This window comes from Microcella alkaliphila (assembly GCF_004216855.1).
Taxonomy (GTDB): domain Bacteria; phylum Actinomycetota; class Actinomycetes; order Actinomycetales; family Microbacteriaceae; genus Microcella; species Microcella alkaliphila.
Genome location: NZ_SGXT01000013.1, coordinates 118,498 through 134,775 on the forward strand (window position 1 = coordinate 118,498; position 16,278 = coordinate 134,775).

General features: G+C 70.3%; 20 protein-coding genes and 1 tRNA gene. 14 read left to right on the forward strand and 7 right to left on the reverse strand.

The genetic code is table 11. From position 1 onward, the window contains the following. Window positions 1-75: 75 nt before the first annotated feature. The 4 genes from metG to EV140_RS03895 all read left to right on the forward strand — a co-directional run bounded on the left by metG (window position 76) and on the right by EV140_RS03895 (window position 4,885). A complete protein-coding gene (metG, locus tag EV140_RS03880; protein WP_130281281.1) occupies window positions 76-1,665 on the forward strand; it encodes a methionine--tRNA ligase in 1,590 nt (529 codons plus the stop codon). A 256-nt stretch (window positions 1,666-1,921) separates the two neighbouring features. Then, window positions 1,922-2,956 (forward strand): TatD family hydrolase, encoded by a 1,035-nt coding sequence (locus tag EV140_RS03885; protein WP_130281283.1) that lies wholly within the window; start codon window positions 1,922-1,924, stop codon window positions 2,954-2,956. 1 nt (window position 2,957) lies between these two features. Continuing rightward, complete coding sequence (gene rsmA, locus EV140_RS03890; protein WP_130281285.1) at window positions 2,958-3,818, forward strand: 16S rRNA (adenine(1518)-N(6)/adenine(1519)-N(6))-dimethyltransferase RsmA; 861 nt, start codon at window positions 2,958-2,960, stop codon at window positions 3,816-3,818. Beyond that, window positions 3,815-4,885 (forward strand): hypothetical protein, encoded by a 1,071-nt coding sequence (locus EV140_RS03895; protein ID WP_130281287.1) that lies wholly within the window; start codon window positions 3,815-3,817, stop codon window positions 4,883-4,885. Before rsmA ends, EV140_RS03895 begins: the two co-directional genes overlap by 4 nt. Before the next feature lie 82 nt (window positions 4,886-4,967). Here the strand turns inward: EV140_RS03895 and EV140_RS03900 are convergent, their stop codons facing one another. Next, on the reverse strand, window positions 4,968-6,128 hold the full coding sequence (locus tag EV140_RS03900; RefSeq protein WP_130281289.1) for a methyltransferase: 1,161 nt from the start codon (window positions 6,126-6,128) through the stop codon (window positions 4,968-4,970). Between the two features lie 46 nt (window positions 6,129-6,174). On the opposite strand from EV140_RS03900, the gene EV140_RS03905 reads away from it, so the two are divergent. Then, the gene (locus EV140_RS03905) at window positions 6,175-6,732 is read left to right on the forward strand and encodes a hypothetical protein (RefSeq protein ID WP_130281291.1); all 558 of its coding nucleotides are present in this window, start codon (window positions 6,175-6,177) and stop codon (window positions 6,730-6,732) included. 9 nt (window positions 6,733-6,741) lie between these two features. Next, on the forward strand, window positions 6,742-7,677 hold the full coding sequence (locus EV140_RS03910; protein WP_130281293.1) for a 4-(cytidine 5'-diphospho)-2-C-methyl-D-erythritol kinase: 936 nt from the start codon (window positions 6,742-6,744) through the stop codon (window positions 7,675-7,677). Here EV140_RS03910 and EV140_RS03915 read toward each other — a convergent pair. Next, window positions 7,607-8,248: a signal peptidase II gene (locus tag EV140_RS03915; protein ID WP_130281295.1), complete on the reverse strand. Its 642-nt coding sequence runs from the start codon at window positions 8,246-8,248 to the stop codon at window positions 7,607-7,609. The genes EV140_RS03910 and EV140_RS03915 overlap by 71 nt on opposite strands. 42 nt (window positions 8,249-8,290) lie before the next feature. After that, entirely contained in the window at window positions 8,291-8,740 is a 450-nt protein-coding gene (locus EV140_RS03920) for an Lrp/AsnC family transcriptional regulator (RefSeq protein ID WP_130281297.1), read from the reverse strand. A 112-nt stretch (window positions 8,741-8,852) separates the two neighbouring features. Between EV140_RS03920 and EV140_RS03925 the strand changes: the two genes are divergently transcribed. Both EV140_RS03925 and EV140_RS03930 read left to right on the forward strand, forming a co-directional pair. Further along, a complete protein-coding gene (locus EV140_RS03925; protein ID WP_157985599.1) occupies window positions 8,853-9,551 on the forward strand; it encodes a LysE family translocator in 699 nt (232 codons plus the stop codon). 67 nt (window positions 9,552-9,618) lie between these two features. After that, a complete protein-coding gene (locus tag EV140_RS03930) occupies window positions 9,619-11,463 on the forward strand; it encodes an ABC-F family ATP-binding cassette domain-containing protein (protein ID WP_130281301.1) in 1,845 nt (614 codons plus the stop codon). 95 nt (window positions 11,464-11,558) lie between these two features. Here the strand turns inward: EV140_RS03930 and EV140_RS03935 are convergent, their stop codons facing one another. The 3 genes from EV140_RS03935 to EV140_RS03945 are packed head-to-tail and all read right to left on the reverse strand — an operon-like array spanning window position 11,559 to window position 13,179. Then, the gene (locus EV140_RS03935; RefSeq protein WP_130281303.1) at window positions 11,559-11,999 is read right to left on the reverse strand and encodes a hypothetical protein; all 441 of its coding nucleotides are present in this window, start codon (window positions 11,997-11,999) and stop codon (window positions 11,559-11,561) included. A 9-nt stretch (window positions 12,000-12,008) separates the two neighbouring features. Then, window positions 12,009-12,794 (reverse strand): aquaporin, encoded by a 786-nt coding sequence (locus EV140_RS03940; protein ID WP_130281305.1) that lies wholly within the window; start codon window positions 12,792-12,794, stop codon window positions 12,009-12,011. Between the two features lie 34 nt (window positions 12,795-12,828). After that, the gene (locus tag EV140_RS03945; RefSeq protein WP_130281307.1) at window positions 12,829-13,179 is read right to left on the reverse strand and encodes an ArsR/SmtB family transcription factor; all 351 of its coding nucleotides are present in this window, start codon (window positions 13,177-13,179) and stop codon (window positions 12,829-12,831) included. A gap of 159 nt (window positions 13,180-13,338) precedes the next feature. On the opposite strand from EV140_RS03945, the gene EV140_RS03950 reads away from it, so the two are divergent. Together EV140_RS03950 and EV140_RS03955 are read left to right on the forward strand one after the other, a co-directional pair. Further along, window positions 13,339-13,761 (forward strand): arsenate reductase ArsC, encoded by a 423-nt coding sequence (locus EV140_RS03950; protein WP_130281309.1) that lies wholly within the window; start codon window positions 13,339-13,341, stop codon window positions 13,759-13,761. 39 nt (window positions 13,762-13,800) lie between these two features. After that, entirely contained in the window at window positions 13,801-14,205 is a 405-nt protein-coding gene (locus EV140_RS03955; protein ID WP_130281311.1) for a hypothetical protein, read from the forward strand. 54 nt (window positions 14,206-14,259) lie between these two features. On the opposite strand, the gene EV140_RS03960 is transcribed toward EV140_RS03955, so the two are convergent. Next, window positions 14,260-14,760, reverse strand: a complete 501-nt coding sequence (locus EV140_RS03960; protein ID WP_130281314.1) for a MarR family winged helix-turn-helix transcriptional regulator — start codon at window positions 14,758-14,760, stop codon at window positions 14,260-14,262. A gap of 136 nt (window positions 14,761-14,896) precedes the next feature. On the opposite strand from EV140_RS03960, the gene EV140_RS03965 reads away from it, so the two are divergent. The 4 genes from EV140_RS03965 to EV140_RS03980 all read left to right on the forward strand — a co-directional run bounded on the left by EV140_RS03965 (window position 14,897) and on the right by EV140_RS03980 (window position 16,202). Then, window positions 14,897-14,968 (forward strand) — tRNA-Gln (locus EV140_RS03965). Between the two features lie 285 nt (window positions 14,969-15,253). Then, a complete protein-coding gene (locus EV140_RS03970) occupies window positions 15,254-15,481 on the forward strand; it encodes a FitA-like ribbon-helix-helix domain-containing protein (protein ID WP_130281316.1) in 228 nt (75 codons plus the stop codon). Next, window positions 15,478-15,900 carry a type II toxin-antitoxin system VapC family toxin gene (locus EV140_RS03975; protein ID WP_130281318.1) on the forward strand — a complete coding sequence of 141 codons (423 nt, stop codon included), beginning with the start codon at window positions 15,478-15,480 and terminating at the stop codon, window positions 15,898-15,900. Before EV140_RS03970 ends, EV140_RS03975 begins: the two co-directional genes overlap by 4 nt. A 26-nt stretch (window positions 15,901-15,926) precedes the next feature. Beyond that, the gene (locus EV140_RS03980; protein WP_130281320.1) at window positions 15,927-16,202 is read left to right on the forward strand and encodes a GNAT family N-acetyltransferase; all 276 of its coding nucleotides are present in this window, start codon (window positions 15,927-15,929) and stop codon (window positions 16,200-16,202) included. Window positions 16,203-16,278 lie beyond the last annotated feature (76 nt).

Below are 16,278 nucleotides of genomic sequence, written 5' to 3' on the forward strand. Positions count from 1 at the left end.
GGGCAGTATGCCCCGCGCGCGCGTGCCCCGCGCGCGCCGGGCGCGCAGCCGCCGCCCGCCTAGAATGGGGCAATCATGGCCACAGCCCCCACCTTCTCGGTCACCACCCCGATCTTCTACGTCAACGACGCGCCGCACATCGGCCACGCGTACACGGAGGTCGCGGTCGACGTGCTCGCCCGCTGGAACCGGCAGTGCGGCGTCGAGACCTGGTCGCTGACGGGCACCGACGAGCACGGCCAGAAGATCTTGCGCACGGCGGTCGCGAACGACGTCACCCCGAAGGAGTGGGCCGACAAGCTCGTCGCCGACGCGTGGATTCCGCTGCTTGAGACGATCGACATCGCCAACGACGACTTCATTCGCACCACGGAGGAGCGGCACGAGAGCGTCGTGCAGGCGTTCCTGCAGAAGCTGTACGACGACGACTTCATCTACTTCGGCGAGTACGAGGGCTACTACTGCGTCGGCTGCGAAGAGTACAAGCAGCCCGACGACCTCGCGCAGGGCACGGGCGAATTCGAGGGTCAGTACGTCTGCCCGATTCACGGTCGCCCCGTCGAGGTGCTGAAGGAGGCCAACTACTTCTTCCGCATGAGCGCGTTCGGCGACCGCCTGCTCGAGCTGTATGAGACGCAGCCCGACTTCATCCAGCCCGACAGCCTGCGCAACGAGATCGTCTCGTTCGTGCGCCGCGGCCTCGACGACCTGTCGATCTCGCGCCAGAGCTTCGACTGGGGCGTGCGCGTTCCGTGGGATGAGAAGCACGTCTTCTACGTCTGGTTCGACGCGCTCATTAATTACATCTCTGCCCTCGGCTGGCGCGCCGATCAGCCCGGCGAACTGTTCCAGAAGTTCTGGCCCTCGAACCACATCGTCGGTAAAGACATCGCCCGCTTCCACGCCGTCATCTGGCCGGCCATGCTCATGGCCGCAGGCCTGCCGACCCCGCGCCGCGTGTTCGGGCACGGCTGGCTGCTCGTCGGCGGCGAGAAGATGTCGAAGTCGAAGCTCACCGGCATTGCTCCGGCGCAGATCACCGACGTGTTCGGCTCCGACGCGTTCCGCTACTACTTCCTGCGCGCCATCTCGTTCGGCCAAGACGGTTCCTTCTCGTGGGAGGACCTCGCCGCCCGCTACCAGGCCGAACTCGCCAACGGCTTCGGCAACCTCGCCTCCCGCGTCGTCGCGATGATCGGCCGCTACTGCGACGGGCGCGTACCCGCCGCGGGCGACCTCGATGAGGCGGATGCGCGCATCCGTTCGGTCGTTGAGTCGGCCGTCGAGCGCGCGAGCGCCGCGATGGACCGCTTCGCGATCCACGAGGCGATCACTGCGATCTGGACGATCGTCGACGAGCTGAACGGCTACCTGACCGAGCAGGAGCCGTGGAAGGTCGCGAAGGACGAGTCGAAGGTCGAGCGCCTGCACACGATCCTCGCGACCGCGGCGGAGGGGCTGCGCGCGCTGAGCGTGCTGCTCGCCCCCGTCATGCCGAAGTCGACCGCCCAGCTGTGGACGGCGCTCGGCGCCGAGGCCGCCATCGGTCCGCTCGCAGAGCAGCGTGTCGACGGTGTCGCCGCGTGGGGCCAGCTGCCCGCCGGTGCCGAGGTGTCGCCGCTGCCGCCGCTGTTCCCCCGCATCGAGGCCGACCAGCTCGGGTAGTCGGCGCTCCCGCGTCTGTCACGCGTGGCGGAGGCCGTCACACGCCCGGCCCAGCCTGTCGGCGCGGCGTGACTTTTCTCAGGAGTGCAGCGTGGCCGGGGCCGAAAACTGGCGGGGTCGATGAGCCGTACCTGCCTGAACTCCTGAGAACCGTCACGCCCGACCCGGCGGAGCGTCAACCCCCAGCGACCCCCGCGTGCCGGTCAGTAGACTCGCCTGCGCGGTCGGGGTGCCCGGCCCAGGAGGCGAGAACTGCATGACCGAGGCGATCGACCCGCACATCCGCAAGCGCGCGGCCATGGAGGACACCACCCGCGACCTCGCCTATCCGCCCGCTCCGGAGGCGCTCGTCGTGCCCGTGTACGACAACCACACGCACCTCGAGATTGCCGACGGTGAGAACCCGCTGCACTACCGCGACCACCTCGACAAGGCGAGTGCGGTCGGCGTGCGCGGGGTCGTGCAGGTCGGCACCGACGTAATCACGAGCCAGTGGTCGGCGGCGGTCGCCGAGCGCGAGCCGCGCGTGTTGGCCGCGGTCGCGATTCACCCGAACGAGGCCCCGAAACTGGATGCTGAGGGCACCCTCGACGACGCGCTGGCCGTCATCGACGGCCTCGCCCAGCAACCGCGTGTTGTCGCCATCGGCGAGACGGGGCTCGACTACTTCCGCACCGACGAGGGGGGACGCGAGGCGCAGTTGCGCGCGTTCGAGGCCCACATCGAGTTGGCGAAGCGGCACAACCTGGCCCTGCAGATCCACGACCGCGACGCGCACGACGACGTCGTGGCGACCCTGTTGCGGGTGGGCGCCCCCGACCGCGTGGTGTTCCACTGTTTCTCGGGCGACGTCGAGCTGGCGTCGATCTGCGCCGAGCGCGGCTGGTTCGCTTCGTTCGCCGGCACGGTGACGTTCAAGAACGCCCGCAACCTGCGCGACGCCCTCGAGGTGCTGCCGCGCGCCCTGCTGCTCGTCGAGTCGGACGCACCGTTCCTCACCCCGCACCCGCACCGCGGGCGACCGAACGGGCCCTACCTGCTGCCGTGGACGGTGCGCGCCATGGCCGACGCGATCGGCACCGACGCCTCGATGCTGGCGGCACAGCTGAGCTCGAACACCGAGAACGTCTACGGCCACTGGGACGACAACCCGGTGGTGGCCCCAGGCGACCCGTGGGCCGACCGGCCCGCCGATGATGCGGCCGACGCCACGCAGCACGACATTCCGGGCGACCCGCACGATTTCACCCCGTCGGCCCCGCATTCGGGCGACGCCGCGGGCGACGACTGACGTGGGAGCACTGCTCGGCCCGGCCGAGGTGCGCGACCTCGCCGAACTGCTGGGTGTCGCGCCGACGAAGAAGCTGGGCCAGAACTTCGTGCACGACGGCAACACGGTGCGCCGCATCGTGCAGGCCTCGAAGCTTCAGCCGGGTGAGACTGTGCTTGAGGTCGGCCCGGGCCTTGGCTCGCTGACCCTCGGCCTCCTCGACGCGGGCCACCCGGTCGTCGCGGTCGAGATCGACCCACGCCTCGCCGCCCAGTTGCCGACGACGGTGGCCGAGCTGCAACCGCACGCCGAACTCACGGTGGTGACGGCCGACGCGATGACGGTCGACGCGGCCGCGCTGTCTGCGCCGGGCGGTGCCCCGCGCATCCCGACCGCGCTGGTCGCGAACCTGCCGTACAACGTGAGCGTTCCGGTGCTGCTGCACTTGCTGGCCGCCCTGCCGTCGCTTGAGCGCGTGCTGGTCATGGTGCAGGCCGAGGTCGGGCACCGCATCGCCGCGGCGCCCGGGTCGAAGATCTATGGCAGCCCCAGCGTGAAGGCCGCCTGGTACGGCGACTGGCGCGTCGCGGGCACGATCAGCCGCCAGGTGTTTTGGCCGGTTCCGAACGTCGACAGCGTCATCGTCGGGATGCACGGACGTCGCGTCCCCGGCGACGACCTCCTGCGCCAGCGCACCTTCCAGCTGGTCGATGCCGCGTTCGGGCAACGGCGCAAAATGCTCAGGCAGGCGCTCGCCGAGGTGTTCGGGTCGTCCGCAGCGGCGACCGCGGCGCTCGAGGCGGCCGGGGTGGACCCGACGGCGCGCGGTGAGCAGCTCGACCTCGAGGCGTTTCTTTCTCTCGCGCGGCTCGAGTCGGCGTGAGCGCGCTCGCGCCGCAGGGCCCGGCTGCCGGGCGGTCCGGCGGCGCGCCCGGCAGCGGGCCGGGCGGCGGTGTGGGCGCGCCCGCGCGAGGCGCGCTTGGGTGGCTGGAGGCGCATCCCGCACCCCCGATCGTCGCGGCGATCGCGGCGGGCTTCTCGGTCGGAGCACTCGCGCCCGAGGTCGGCGCCGCGCCGGACGCGCTGCCGTTCGGGCTGATCGCGCTGGCGATCACGGTGACGCTCGCCGGGGTGCCGCTCGCGGCGGTCGGCCGCACCGTGCTCGAGAAGCGCTTCCTGTCGGCGCTCCTCCTGCTCTCGGTGGTCGTCGGCCCGCTGCTGACTCTCGTGCTCAGTCGCATCGTGTTCCGCGACCCCGACCTGCAGCTCGGCTTGCTGCTCATGCTGCTCGCGCCGGGGGTCGGCCTCATCGTCGGCCTGGTGCGCCGCGCGGGGGGCGACGCTGAGGCGCTGTTCGCCGCGGCCCCGATCATGCTGCTCGTGCAGGCCGTGACGGTTCCCGGCCTGCTGATTCTGTTTACGCTGTCTGACGGCTTTCTCACCCTCGACGTCTCGGGCCTGCCGCCCGTGATCCTCGCGTGCATCATCGGCCCCGCGCTCGCGATCACGGCCCTGCAATTCATCGGCGAGCGCGCCGCGCCGGTGCAGACGGGGCTGCGCGCGATCAACCGCTGGACGGTGCCCGCGACGGCCGTCGCCGCCGGCACCGTCGCCGCCGTGTTCGCGCCGCGCGCGGTCGAGCGCATCGACCTGCTCGTCGCCGTCGCGCCGCTGTTCGGGGTCTACCTGATCGTGATGACACCGCTCGGCATACTGATCGGCACCGCCTTCGGCCTGTCGATCGGCGGGGTGCGCTCGCTCACCTTCGCCGGCGCCGCCCGCAACGGCCTGCTCGTGCTGCCCATCGCGGCCGCCTTCGAGGAGGGTTTCGAGCTCGTACCGCTCGTCGTGGTGCTCGGCATGGCGATCGAGGTGATCGGCCTTGGCATCTACCGGCTGCTCGTGCCGAGCCTCACCTCGCAGAGCCGGGGCGCGTACTCGCGCGACTGAGCGGCGAGGCGACGCGCCTCAGGTGCGCTGCGCCTCAGTCGCGCTGGGTCTCAGCCGCGCTGGGCCTCAGGCGCGCTGGGCCTCAGGCCCGGCGCAGCAGCGTCAGCACCTCGACGTGCATCGTCTGCGGGAACATGTCGACCACCCGCGCCCGCTCGACCCGATAGTCAGGCATGGCGGCGAGGTCGCGGGCGAGCGTGTCGGGGTTGCAGCTCGAATAGATCACCGTCTCGGGCCCGCGCTCGGCGAGCAGCGTGGCGAGCGGCTGACCGAGCCCTCGCCGCGGCGGGTTGACGATCACGAGCTCGGGCAACGCCTGTTCGCGTCGGGCCCACTCGAGCGCGTCATCGGCCACAAAATGGATGCGCGCCCGGTCGCCGTCACGCCCGTACCGCGCGTCGCGCGCCAGTTCCGCACTCGCCACCGCGTCGCGCGACACTTCCACCCCGACCACATGACGTTCGGCACCCGCAGCACCCGCCGCGTGCAGCGCGAACCCGCCCACCCCGCAGTACAGGTCGGCGACGGACGCGGGCGCCACCTCGTCGACCCACGCCGCGGCCTGCCGGTAGAGCGCGCCCGCGACGTCCGTGTTCGTCTGCACGAATGACTGCGGCAGGGCCCGCAGCTCGACGTCACCCACGAGCAGGGGTAGCGCCTTCGCCTCGGTGAGCACGTGCTCCTCGACGCCCTCGAGCACGGCCTTGTGCTCGGGCAACAGGTTCACGGTCACGACGCGGGCGGCGGGCACGGCGGCCAGCAGGCTGGGCAGGTGGCGGCGCACCCGGGCGAGGCCGCCGGCGGTGCGCGTGATGAACCGCAGCATGAGCGAATCCTCGGCGCCGAGGGTGATGATCACGTTCTTCAGCTCACCGCGGCGGGCCGGCACGTCGTACGGGGTGAGCTGCGCGGTCGTGACGAATGTCGCGATGGCGGGCAGTGCATCCAGAATCGGGGGTGCGATCACGCCGCAGTGACGCAGGTCGACTCCGCGGCGTTGCTCGTCGAGAATTCCGAGCGTGGGGGAGCCGACCGTGCCGCCGACAACCATCTTCGCCTTCGCGCGAAAGCCACTCTCGACGCTCGCCACCGGCGGGCCCCACACCGATGCGGTCGGCCCGGCGAGGTGGGGCGCGAGCAGCGACTCGACGCGGGCCTGCTTCTCGGCCACCTGCGCGGCGTACGGCACACCCATGAGCGTGCACGAGCGGCAGACCCCCGCGTCGAAGTAGTCGCACTGCACGGCCTCGAGGCTACCGGCGCGCGGCCGACTGTGTTTCGATGCTCGTATGGGCGACGAGACACCGGTCAGGGCCGCCGCGGGTGGCGCGAGCGACGAGGCGGCGAGGAAGGCCACCGGGCGGCTGCCCGCCGACTGGTTCGGGATGCTCGATGCGGCCGGCGCGCGCGACTGGCCGCACAAGAAGATCGCCGATCACCTGGTCGCCGACCACGGGGTGGATGCCTGGTGGGCACAGTCGATCACGGTGGGCTTTGAGCAGGCGACGGGCCGGCGTCGCCCCGGCCAGCAGCAAGACGGAACATTCACTGCCTCCGTGAGCAGGCGCATCCCGGGCGACGGTCCGAGCGTGTACTCGCGCCTCATGCCCCACCTCGAAGCGGCGCTGGGCGAGCCGATGAGTGCGCGCCCCGACGCCGCCAACCCCGGCGCGACCTGGGTGCCCGACCCGGTGACGGAAGGCGCGCGCGAGCGGCTGCTGCTGAGCGTGCGGCCGGTCGCGGGGAAGCCCGCCACCGTCAGCCTCACGTGGTCGGGAATGGCCGACGACGACGCCCTGTCTACCGTCAAGGGACGGCTCGCAAAGTTGCTCGACACCCTGCCCTAGGGTGGAGGCATGAGCGTTGCCGCAGGCCCCCGCGTCGTGCACGCGAAGGCGCCCGGCAAGATCAACGTCTTCATGCGCGTAGGTGCTCTGCACGACGACGGCTACCACGATGTCGCCACCGCGTACCAGGCCGTGTCGCTCTACGAAGAGGTGTGGGCGACCGACGCTGACGACTTCTCGGTGCGCTTCACCGGCCCCATCGACACGAGCGCCTTGCCGACCGACGGATCGAACCTCGCAATTCGCGCCGCGCGGCTGCTGGCCCGCACCACCGACTACCGCGGGGGAGTGCACCTCGAGATCGCGAAGCACGTGCCCATCGCCGGAGGCATGGGCGGCGGCTCGGCCGACGCGGCCGCCACGCTCGTCGCCTGCGACCACCTCTGGGGTACGGGGCTCGGCCGCGACGAGCTCGGCGAGTTGGCCGCCGAACTGGGCGCGGATGTGCCCTTCGCCCTGATGGGCGGCACCGCGGTGGGCACTGGCCGCGGCGACCGACTGTCGCCCGCACTCGCGCAGGGCACGTTCCACTGGGTGCTCGTGCTCGCCGACGGCGGGCTATCGACCCCCGAGGTGTACGCCGAGCTCGACCGGCACCGCGAACGGCACGTCACCGACATCGCCCCCGCGCCCGAGCAGCCGACCGTCGACATCGAGGTGCTCCAGGCCTTGCGGGCAGGCGACGCGCACCAGCTGGCCGAGTACCTCTACAACGACCTGCAGGCTCCCGCGCTGCACCTGCAGCCCGAACTCGCGGCGACGCTCGAGGCGGGCGAGGTCGAGGGGGCGCTCGCCGCCCTCGTGTCGGGCTCAGGCCCGACGGTGGCGTTTCTTGTCGCCGACGCCGATGCGGCCCTCGAACTGCAGGTGAGCCTCAGCGCTGGGGGTCACCGGGTGCTGCGGGCGACGGGTCCGGTGCACGGCGCTCGGGTCGTCGCGGGCTGACGCCGATCAGGCTCAAGAGGATCATCCCGCCGGCTCCGACCACGAGTGCGATGTCGGCGATGTTGCCGACAAAGAAGCCGAAATAGTCGATGAAGTCGACGATTTCGCCGCGACCGAACGACGGGGGTCGGAACAGCCGGTCACCGAGGTGGCTGATCGCCCCACCAAACATGGCGCCGACGGCAACAGCCCAGCGTGCGCTCGAAATACGGGCGACAAAGATGGCGAGGCCGATGACCGCGAGCGCGGCGACGATCGCAAGGATCCACGTGTACTCGCGCCCGATGCCGAAGGCTGCACCCGGGTTGTACACGAGGCGCCACTGAATCCACTCGCCGATGACGGGCACGCCCTCGCGCAGCGTGAGCGTTGTCTCGGCCCAGAACTTCGTGGCCTGGTCGAGCAGGATGATGCCGGCCGCCCACACGAGCGTCCACGGCAAGACGCGGCGGATTCGCGCGGTCTCGCCCGGCGTCAGCGGGCCGGTGAGTTCTGTGGGGGCAGTGGCGTTCTCGGTGGCGTCGGGCGCTGCGCCCTCGGGGGCGGCGGGCGCGTGCTCGGCGTCAGACATGCCTCCCATTCTGCCGTGACGCGGCGATCGCCCGCTGCACGCTCACCCCTCGGGGTAGCGACTCTTCAGCACCTTCATCGAAAACCGTGACGACATGCGCGTGAGACCGGGAAGGGTGCGCAGCTTCTCGGTCGCGAAGCGCTCGTAGCCCTCGATGTCGGCGACGCGGATCGTCGCCACCACGTCGGGGCTGCCGAACATGCGATGCGCTTCGATGACCTCGGGGAATTCGATGAGCGCCGACTCGAATCGCTCGATCGTCTCCTGACGCTGATTGTCGAGCTCGAACTGCGCGAACACCTCGAAGCCCTGACCGATTGCCTTCGGGGCGATGCGCGCGTGGTAACCGAGAATCACGCCGTCCTGTTCGAGGCGGCGCACCCGCCGCAGGCACGGCGACGGCGACAAGCCCACTCGCTCGGCCAATTCCGTGTTCGAGATCTGCGCGTTGCGCGTCAGTTGGCTGACTATTGCGCGATCGATCGCATCCATGGTCATAGTGTGCTCTAGATCACCCGCCGGCGGCGCATATTGGCAATCGAAAACTCCTCCCTCCGCACTAGCGTTGCCTCGAACACGTGCCGAGAGGAGGGGCGGGCAGTCGATGGATCTTGCACTGTATGCGGCGTTTGCCGCCGCGATCTCGCTGCTGTGGTTCCTGCCGGGGCCCGACTGGGCGTTCGTCATCGGGCAGGCCTCCGCGAAGCACCCCTGGCAGGCGGGTGTGCTCGGAATCGCCCTCGGCTACGTCGTCATGTCGGGCGTCGTCGCGGGCGGACTCGGCATCCTCATCGCCGCCTCCCCGCTTGCGCTGTCGGTCATCACGATCGTCGGAGCCTCGTACCTGATCGCGCTCGGCACGCTTGCGGTGCGACGCATGGTCGTCGACCGGCGCCTCGCCGCGCAGCCGGTCACGAGCCCTCTCGAGGTCGTCACCGGTGCTCACCCGGTGACCGGCCCCATCGCCGTGGTCGGGCAGCCGCGTAGCGCGCGAGCGTCTCTCGTGGCCGGCTTCGCCGTCAGCGCGCTCAACCCGAAGGCGCTCATCTTCTTCGTCGCCCTGTTCCCGCAGTTCGTCTCACCCGGGGCCGTGTGGCCGCCCGCCGTGCAGTTGGCGGTGCTGGGCCTGACATGGGTCGCCGTCAGCTCGATGCTCTACATCGCCCTGTCGCTCGCCACCCGTCGCGTGTTCGAGCGTGCGCCGGGAGCGGCCGGGTGGGTCGCCACGGTCGCGGCGACCTCGATGGTGGTCATGGGTGTCGTCCTCATCGTCGAGCAGGTCATTCACGCGGTGACTGCCTGAGCGCGGGGCGCGGGCTGTCCTCGCCGACGGTCAGCGAGCATCCGGTGCCCGCCGTAGGCTCGACGTAATGGCCCACCTGCTGGGAGCCGAGCAGCTCCGCGTCGAATACCCCACCCGCGTCGTCCTCGACGGGGTGACCGTCGGCATCGGCGACGGCGACCGCATCGGCGTCGTCGGCCGCAACGGCGACGGCAAGTCGACCCTCCTGCGCATCCTCGCCGGCAAGCAAGAGCCCGACGCCGGCCGCGTCACCCGCCGTCGCGGCGTGACCCTCGGCATGCTCGACCAGGCCGACGCGCTCGCCACCGGCCAGAGCGTGCTCACCACGATCGTCGGCGACCGCGCCGAACACGAATGGGCGGGGGATGCTCGGGTGCGCGACGTTCTCGCCGGTCTCGTCCCCGACATCCCCGGCGACACCCTCGTCGACGATCTGTCGGGCGGGCAGCGGCGGCGCGTGGCGCTCGCCGCGCTGCTGAGTCGCGACTGGGACATCGTCATTCTCGATGAGCCCACCAACCACCTCGACATCGGCGGGGTCGCCTGGCTCGCCGAGCACCTGAAGCGTCGCTGGCCGCGCGGCCAGGGCGCCCTCGTCGTCGTCACCCACGACCGGTGGTTCCTCGACGAGGTCAGCGAGAACACGTGGGAGGTGCACGACCGCATCGTCGAGCCCTTCGAGGGTGGGTATGCGGCCTACGTGCTGCAGCGCATGGAGCGCGACCGGCAGGCCGCGACCATCGAGGCGAAGCGCCAGAACCTCATGAAGAAAGAGTTGGCGTGGCTGCGCCGCGGAGCTCCCGCCCGCACGGCGAAGCCGAAGTTCCGAATCGAGGCGGCCAACGCGCTCATCGCCGACGTGCCCGAAATGCGCAACCCGGTCGAGCTGACGCAGCTGGCGACGACGCGCCTCGGCAAAGACGTGATCGACCTGCTCGACGTGAGTGTCGCGTACGGCGAGACCACGATCATCCGCGATGTCGAGTGGCGCATCGCGCCGGGGGAGCGCACCGGCGTCCTCGGCGTCAACGGGGCCGGCAAGTCGACGCTGCTGAAACTCATCGACGGGTCGCTCGCGCCGACCACCGGGCGCGTCAAGCGCGGCAAGACGGTCGTCGTGGCAACCCTCGACCAGCAGCTCGCCGACCTGAGCGCCGTCGCCGACGAGCGGGTGTCGGCTGTCATCGCGTCGAAGCGCACGACCTACGTCGCCGGCGGCAAAGAGCTCACGCCCGGCCAGCTGCTCGAGCGGCTCGGCTTCACCTCGGCGCAGCTGTCGACGCCGGTGCGCGACCTGTCGGGCGGGCAGAAGCGGCGCCTGCAGCTGCTGCTGATCCTGCTCGACGAGCCGAACGTGCTCATCATGGATGAGCCCACGAACGACCTCGACACTGACATGCTCGCCGCCATCGAAGACCTGCTCGACACGTGGCCCGGCACCCTCATCGTCGTGTCGCACGACCGCTACCTGCTCGAGCGGGTGACCGACCAGCAGTACGCGATCCTGCCCGGGCCCGACGGCGCGGGGCGGCTGCGGCACCTGCCCGGAGGGGTCGACGAGTACCTGCGGCTGGCCGCGCGACTCGCGGCGCCGAGCGGCGGGCAGGATGCGGGGCGCGCGACCGTCGCGTCGGTGTCTGGCGCGCAGTCTGGCGCCGGCGCTGCAGGCGCAGCATCCGTCCCCGCGCTGAGCGGAGCCGAGCGCCGCGCCGCCGAGAAGGAGCTCGCGGCGATTGACCGCAAGCTCGCCAAACTGCAGGGCCGCGTCGACGAGTTGCACGTCGAGCTCGCCGAGCACGACGTCGCCGACTACGAGGGCCTGGGGCGGCTACACGAGTCGTTGCGCGCGGTCGAGTCCGAGCGCGATGCCCTCGAGACGCGCTGGCTCGAACTCGGCGAGCTCCTCGCCTGAGCCGCGCGGCTCTCTGGGCGCCGTGCGCCGGTTCGTTCTGCCGCTTTGCGCCCAGACCGCCGCATCTGCTCGGCGGGGCTCTCGCGGAGACCGTCCTACCGGGTCAGCCCGATGAGCAGGTTCACGCGGAACCCTGCCTTGGTGCGCACAAGCCCTGCGGGGATGCGCGGTTTGTCGCCACGATCATCCAGTCGGCGCACCGCGTCGTCGTAGACGCCTTCGAAGCCGCGCGGCACGCGCCCGACGACGCCGGTCACGCTGCGGCCCGAGAACAGGCGCACCTCGATCGGCGCGTCGACCCGCTCGAGGTCGAGGGTGCGCGCGGGCGTCGCGGTGACGAGCGAGTCAAGGTCGTCGCCGACCTCCGACCAGAGCGTCGAGAGCAGTTCCTGGTGCGGGTCGCTCGCTGCCAGCCGCATCGTCACATCACGCTTACGCGGGACCAGGTCGTAGTCATAGTCATCGAACTTCGCGGCGCCGCGATCGTTCTTCGGCAGCTCGCCGTCAGGGTGGGATGCTCGCCGCCAGAACGCCATCCCCTGATGCTAACGAGGCGGTGCCGCCCCCACGCCGGGCTCGACTACCGCCGGGGTGCTGGCCGACCCCGTGTTGCTTCCGGCCCCAGCTTCCGAGCGCGATTCTTCGACGATGTCGACCCGCCGGGGATACAGCAGCACGGCCAAGGTAAGCCCCAACGCTGCCCCCACGAGTTGCGCGATGACGAAGCCGGGGACGCTGGTGGGGGCGATTCCTGCGAAGGTGTCCGACAGCATCCGGCCGATCGTGATGGCGGGGTTCGCGAAGCTGGTGGATGCGGTGAAGAAGTAGGCCGAGCCGATGTAGGCGCCGACGGCGGGGGCGACGAGCGCGAGGCGCTGCGAGCGCACGAGGGCGAGGATGACGAGCACTAGGCCCGCGGCAGCGACGACTTCGGCGACGAGGGTGTTGGGGGCGACCCGGTCGGTGGTGCTGACGCTGATCGCGGGCTCGGCGAACATGAGGTTGGCGAGGACGGCTCCGGCTGAGCATCCCGCGATCTGGACGGTGATGTACGCGGGCGCATCACGCCAGGCGAGCCCGCGGGTCGCCGCGATGGCGAGGGTCACGGCGGGGTTGAAGTGTGCCCCGCCGACCGGTCCGAACACGAGGATCAGCACGGTGAGCCCGAATGCCGTGGCGACGGCGTTGATCAGCAGCTGCACGCCGACGTCGGGCGTGAGGGAGGTCGCCATGATTCCCGAGCCGACAACGATCGCGGCGAGGAGGGCGCTGCCGGTGAACTCGGCGACGAGGCGGCGGGGCAGGGGAGGTGCGGCCGTGGTGGCAGACACGTCGGAGCTCGGTGTGGTGGCGTGGAGTGGCCGGCTACACGGTCGCCAGCAGCGACGACACGGCGTCGAGCGAGCCCGGGGTCAGGCGGTAGTACGCCCAGGTGCCGCGCTTTTCGCGCTCGAGGTAGCCGGCGTCGACGAGCACCTTCAGGTGGTGTGACACGGTGGGCTGCGAGAGTCCGAGCGGCTCGGTCAGGTCGCACACGCACGCCTCGGCGCCTTCGCTCGCGGCCACGATCGAGATGAGCCGCAGGCGCGCCGGGTCGGCGAGCGCCTTGAGCGAGCGGGCGAGCAGTTCGGCGTTCTCGGCGCTGATGGTCTCGCGGGTGACGTTCGTGCAGCATGCCGAGACGTCGGTGATGGGAAGCATCGTGGCGCTCGGCATGGCGGGTCTCCTCTGATGGCGGTCGTGATCCGGTGCGGCGCTGTTCACTCGCCGTTCACCCTGACCGGCTGAGATTGACAGCGGTCGATGTTTCGACTGTACTCGACGTATCGATCCGCGTCGATGTTAACCCGGCAACGAACATCCAGGAGCCACCCCATGACCGAGACCGCCGCCCCCGACAAGCCCACCGTCCTCTTCGTGTGCGTGCACAACGCGGGCCGCTCGCAGATGGCCGCCGGCTACCTGAAGCACCTGGCGGGCGACCGCGTCGAGGTGCTGTCGGCCGGCTCCGAGCCGAAGGACCAGATCAACCCGGTCGCCGTCGAGGCGATGGCCGAAGAGGGCATCGACATCGCCAACAACACCCCGAAGGTGCTGACGACCGAGGCGGTCAAGGCCTCCGACGTCGTCATCACGATGGGCTGCGGCGACACGTGCCCGATCTTCCCGGGCAAGCGCTACGAAGACTGGGAGCTCGACGACCCGGCCGGGCAGGGCATCGAGTCGGTGCGGCCGATCCGCGATGACATCAGGCGCCGCGTCCAGACGCTCGTCGGCGAGCTGCTGCCGACGGCGTAGCGCACTCCGCGCATCCCGGCCGCCCCCTATCCTGAAGGCGTGACCGACCCGCTCGACGCCGCCAGCCTCATCGCCGAAGTGTTCGCGTGGGTGGCGCTGCCCACAGGCGTGCTGTTTCTCGCGATCGGCATCGCCCGGCGTGTGTGGGCGTCGCGCTACGAGCAGCAGAAGGCCGTCATCACGACGGTGCACGAGAGTGATGCCCGGCTGCGCTGGTTCGGCGAGGGGCGCGAGGTCATCGAGGCGATCGCGCCGCTCACCGGCTCGATCCCCGCCGTCGGGGATGCCCGCACCGTCTGGGTTCACCCGCTGCGGCCCGATTCGCCGCGCCTCGACGACCCCGCATCCGACGGCCGCGCGATGCTGATTGTCGGCGGCATCGCCTTAGCGGTCGGGATGCTCGGCCTCGTCGCCGGAATCGTCATCCCGTTCATCCAGGGCTGATTTTTCGAAACGGGCGGCGCGCTGCCGGCCCGGCCCCGTGCATCCCGTTCGCGCCTATGCCCCGCCCTGCATGCCGACGCCGAGGCGGCGCAGCAGTTCGGCGAGCCGCTCCTGGTCGGCCGGACTGAGCCCCGTGAGTAGAGCGCGCTCGCGTTCGACGAGTTCGCCGATGGCGCGGTCGACGCGGGCCTGCCCGAGGCGGGTCATGCGCACGATGATGCCGCGCCCGTCGTTCGGGTCGGTGCGGCGTTCGACGAGTCCGCGGGTGGTGAGCCGGTCGATGCGGTTCGTCATCGTGCCCGACGACACCATGGTCTGCTGCAGTAGCTGCTTGGGGCTCTGCTCGTAGGGGTCGCCACTGCGGCGCAGCGCGGCGAGTACGTCGAACTCCCACGGTTCTAGGTCGGAGGCCGCGAAGGCGTCTTTCCGCGCGCGGTCGAGTTGCCGGCCGATGCGGGTCAGCCGTGAGAGCACGTGCAGGGGAGTGAAGTCGAGGTCGGGCCGCTCGCGGCTCCACGCGTCGACGATGCGGTCGACGTCATCCGGGGCGGTCATGGGTTCATTATCGCGGGCGGGCGATGGGCGGATGCTCGGGCGCGCGTAGGGCGCGCGGGTCACGCTGGTACGAGCGCTGCGCCGGATGCTCGCCCCGCCTCTGGCAGACTGGTCACCGCGCGTTTTCGGCGCGCGTTCCGCCTTGGTGTAACGGCAGCACGACAGCCTTTGGAGCTGTTAGGTCCAGGTTCGAATCCTGGGGGCGGAGCTTCGAGGGTTCGGCGTCTCTCGCGGGGCGACGCGATCCCGGCTCTGCCCATGGCGCACGCGCTGCGCGCATCGCCGGCCTACGCTGCCCCGACACACGCCGAACGTTGCGGTACACCTGCAACGTTGCACGGGTGCTGCACCCATTGGCGTGTGTTGCGCACACGATGCTGACGCTGCGACCCTGTATGGGTGCCGCGCCCGTACGCCGCGACCAGGCAACGGACGCTGATCTCACCCGTTCGCCAGTCGGCCGATGTTGCTAGCATTGCTAGCAGGAGGTGTCATGGCCACTCTCACCATTCGTAACCTTCCCGAGCCGGTTCGGCGCGGCCTCAAGCAGCGTGCTGCCGCGCACAATCGATCGATGGAGGCCGAGGTGCGCGCGATCCTCGAGGAGGCAACCGTGCAGCGCCCCGATTTCGTCAACCAGTGGGTCGCCGCGACGGAAAGTCTGAGGGGCGAGTTCTCAGTGCCCGAGCGCACTGCTCCACGGCCGGTTGAGTTGCCGTGATCGTTGTTGACACGAACGTTTTCTCTGAGACGCTGAAGCCGTCCCCCGACGAGGGAGTGATGCGCTGGTTGGCGAGTCACGCCGATGAGGTTGCCACCACAGCAATCACGGTGGCCGAACTCAGGTTTGGCGCTTTTCGTCTGCCAGAGGGTCAACGCAGGTCGGCGATTCTCGGTGCTGTTGACGCATTGGTTGACGCAGCTGGCGAGCGGGTTCTGGCATTCGACGTCACGGCGGCACACCACTTCGCGGTGCTCCGAGCACAGCGAGAGGCTGCCGGTCGGGTCGTCAGTGTCGAGGACACGATGATCGCCGCGATCTGCCGGGCAGGTTCTCACCGCCTAGCGACCCGGAACGTGAGGGACTTCGACGATGCGGGGGTCGATTTCGTCAATCCGTGGGAGGCATCCACCCCGTGATTCTCCGCTCGCTTACGACGGACGACATGTCGCTCGCGCCGGACTGGCTGCGTGGGCGCCGCATGCTGCCCGACCGCTGGCGTGATGAGCACACCCGCACTCTCATCGCACAAGACGGGGCGGGGGAGCCGATCGGTGCGGGGACTATGTGGACGTCTCCGGTGCATCCCGATCGGTACAGTGTCGACCTCGTCGTCGCGCCCGACCATCGGCGTGCAGGCATCGCAACCGCGCTACTCAAGGCGCTCGCCGACTTGGAGCCCGCGGCCAAATCCTTCATTTGGGGGGGCCGCCGAGACTGATCCCGCGCACGGCTTCGCCGCGACCGTTGGCGCACGCACGATCAAGCGCGCCCCGCTCGACACGTTTCACACCTCG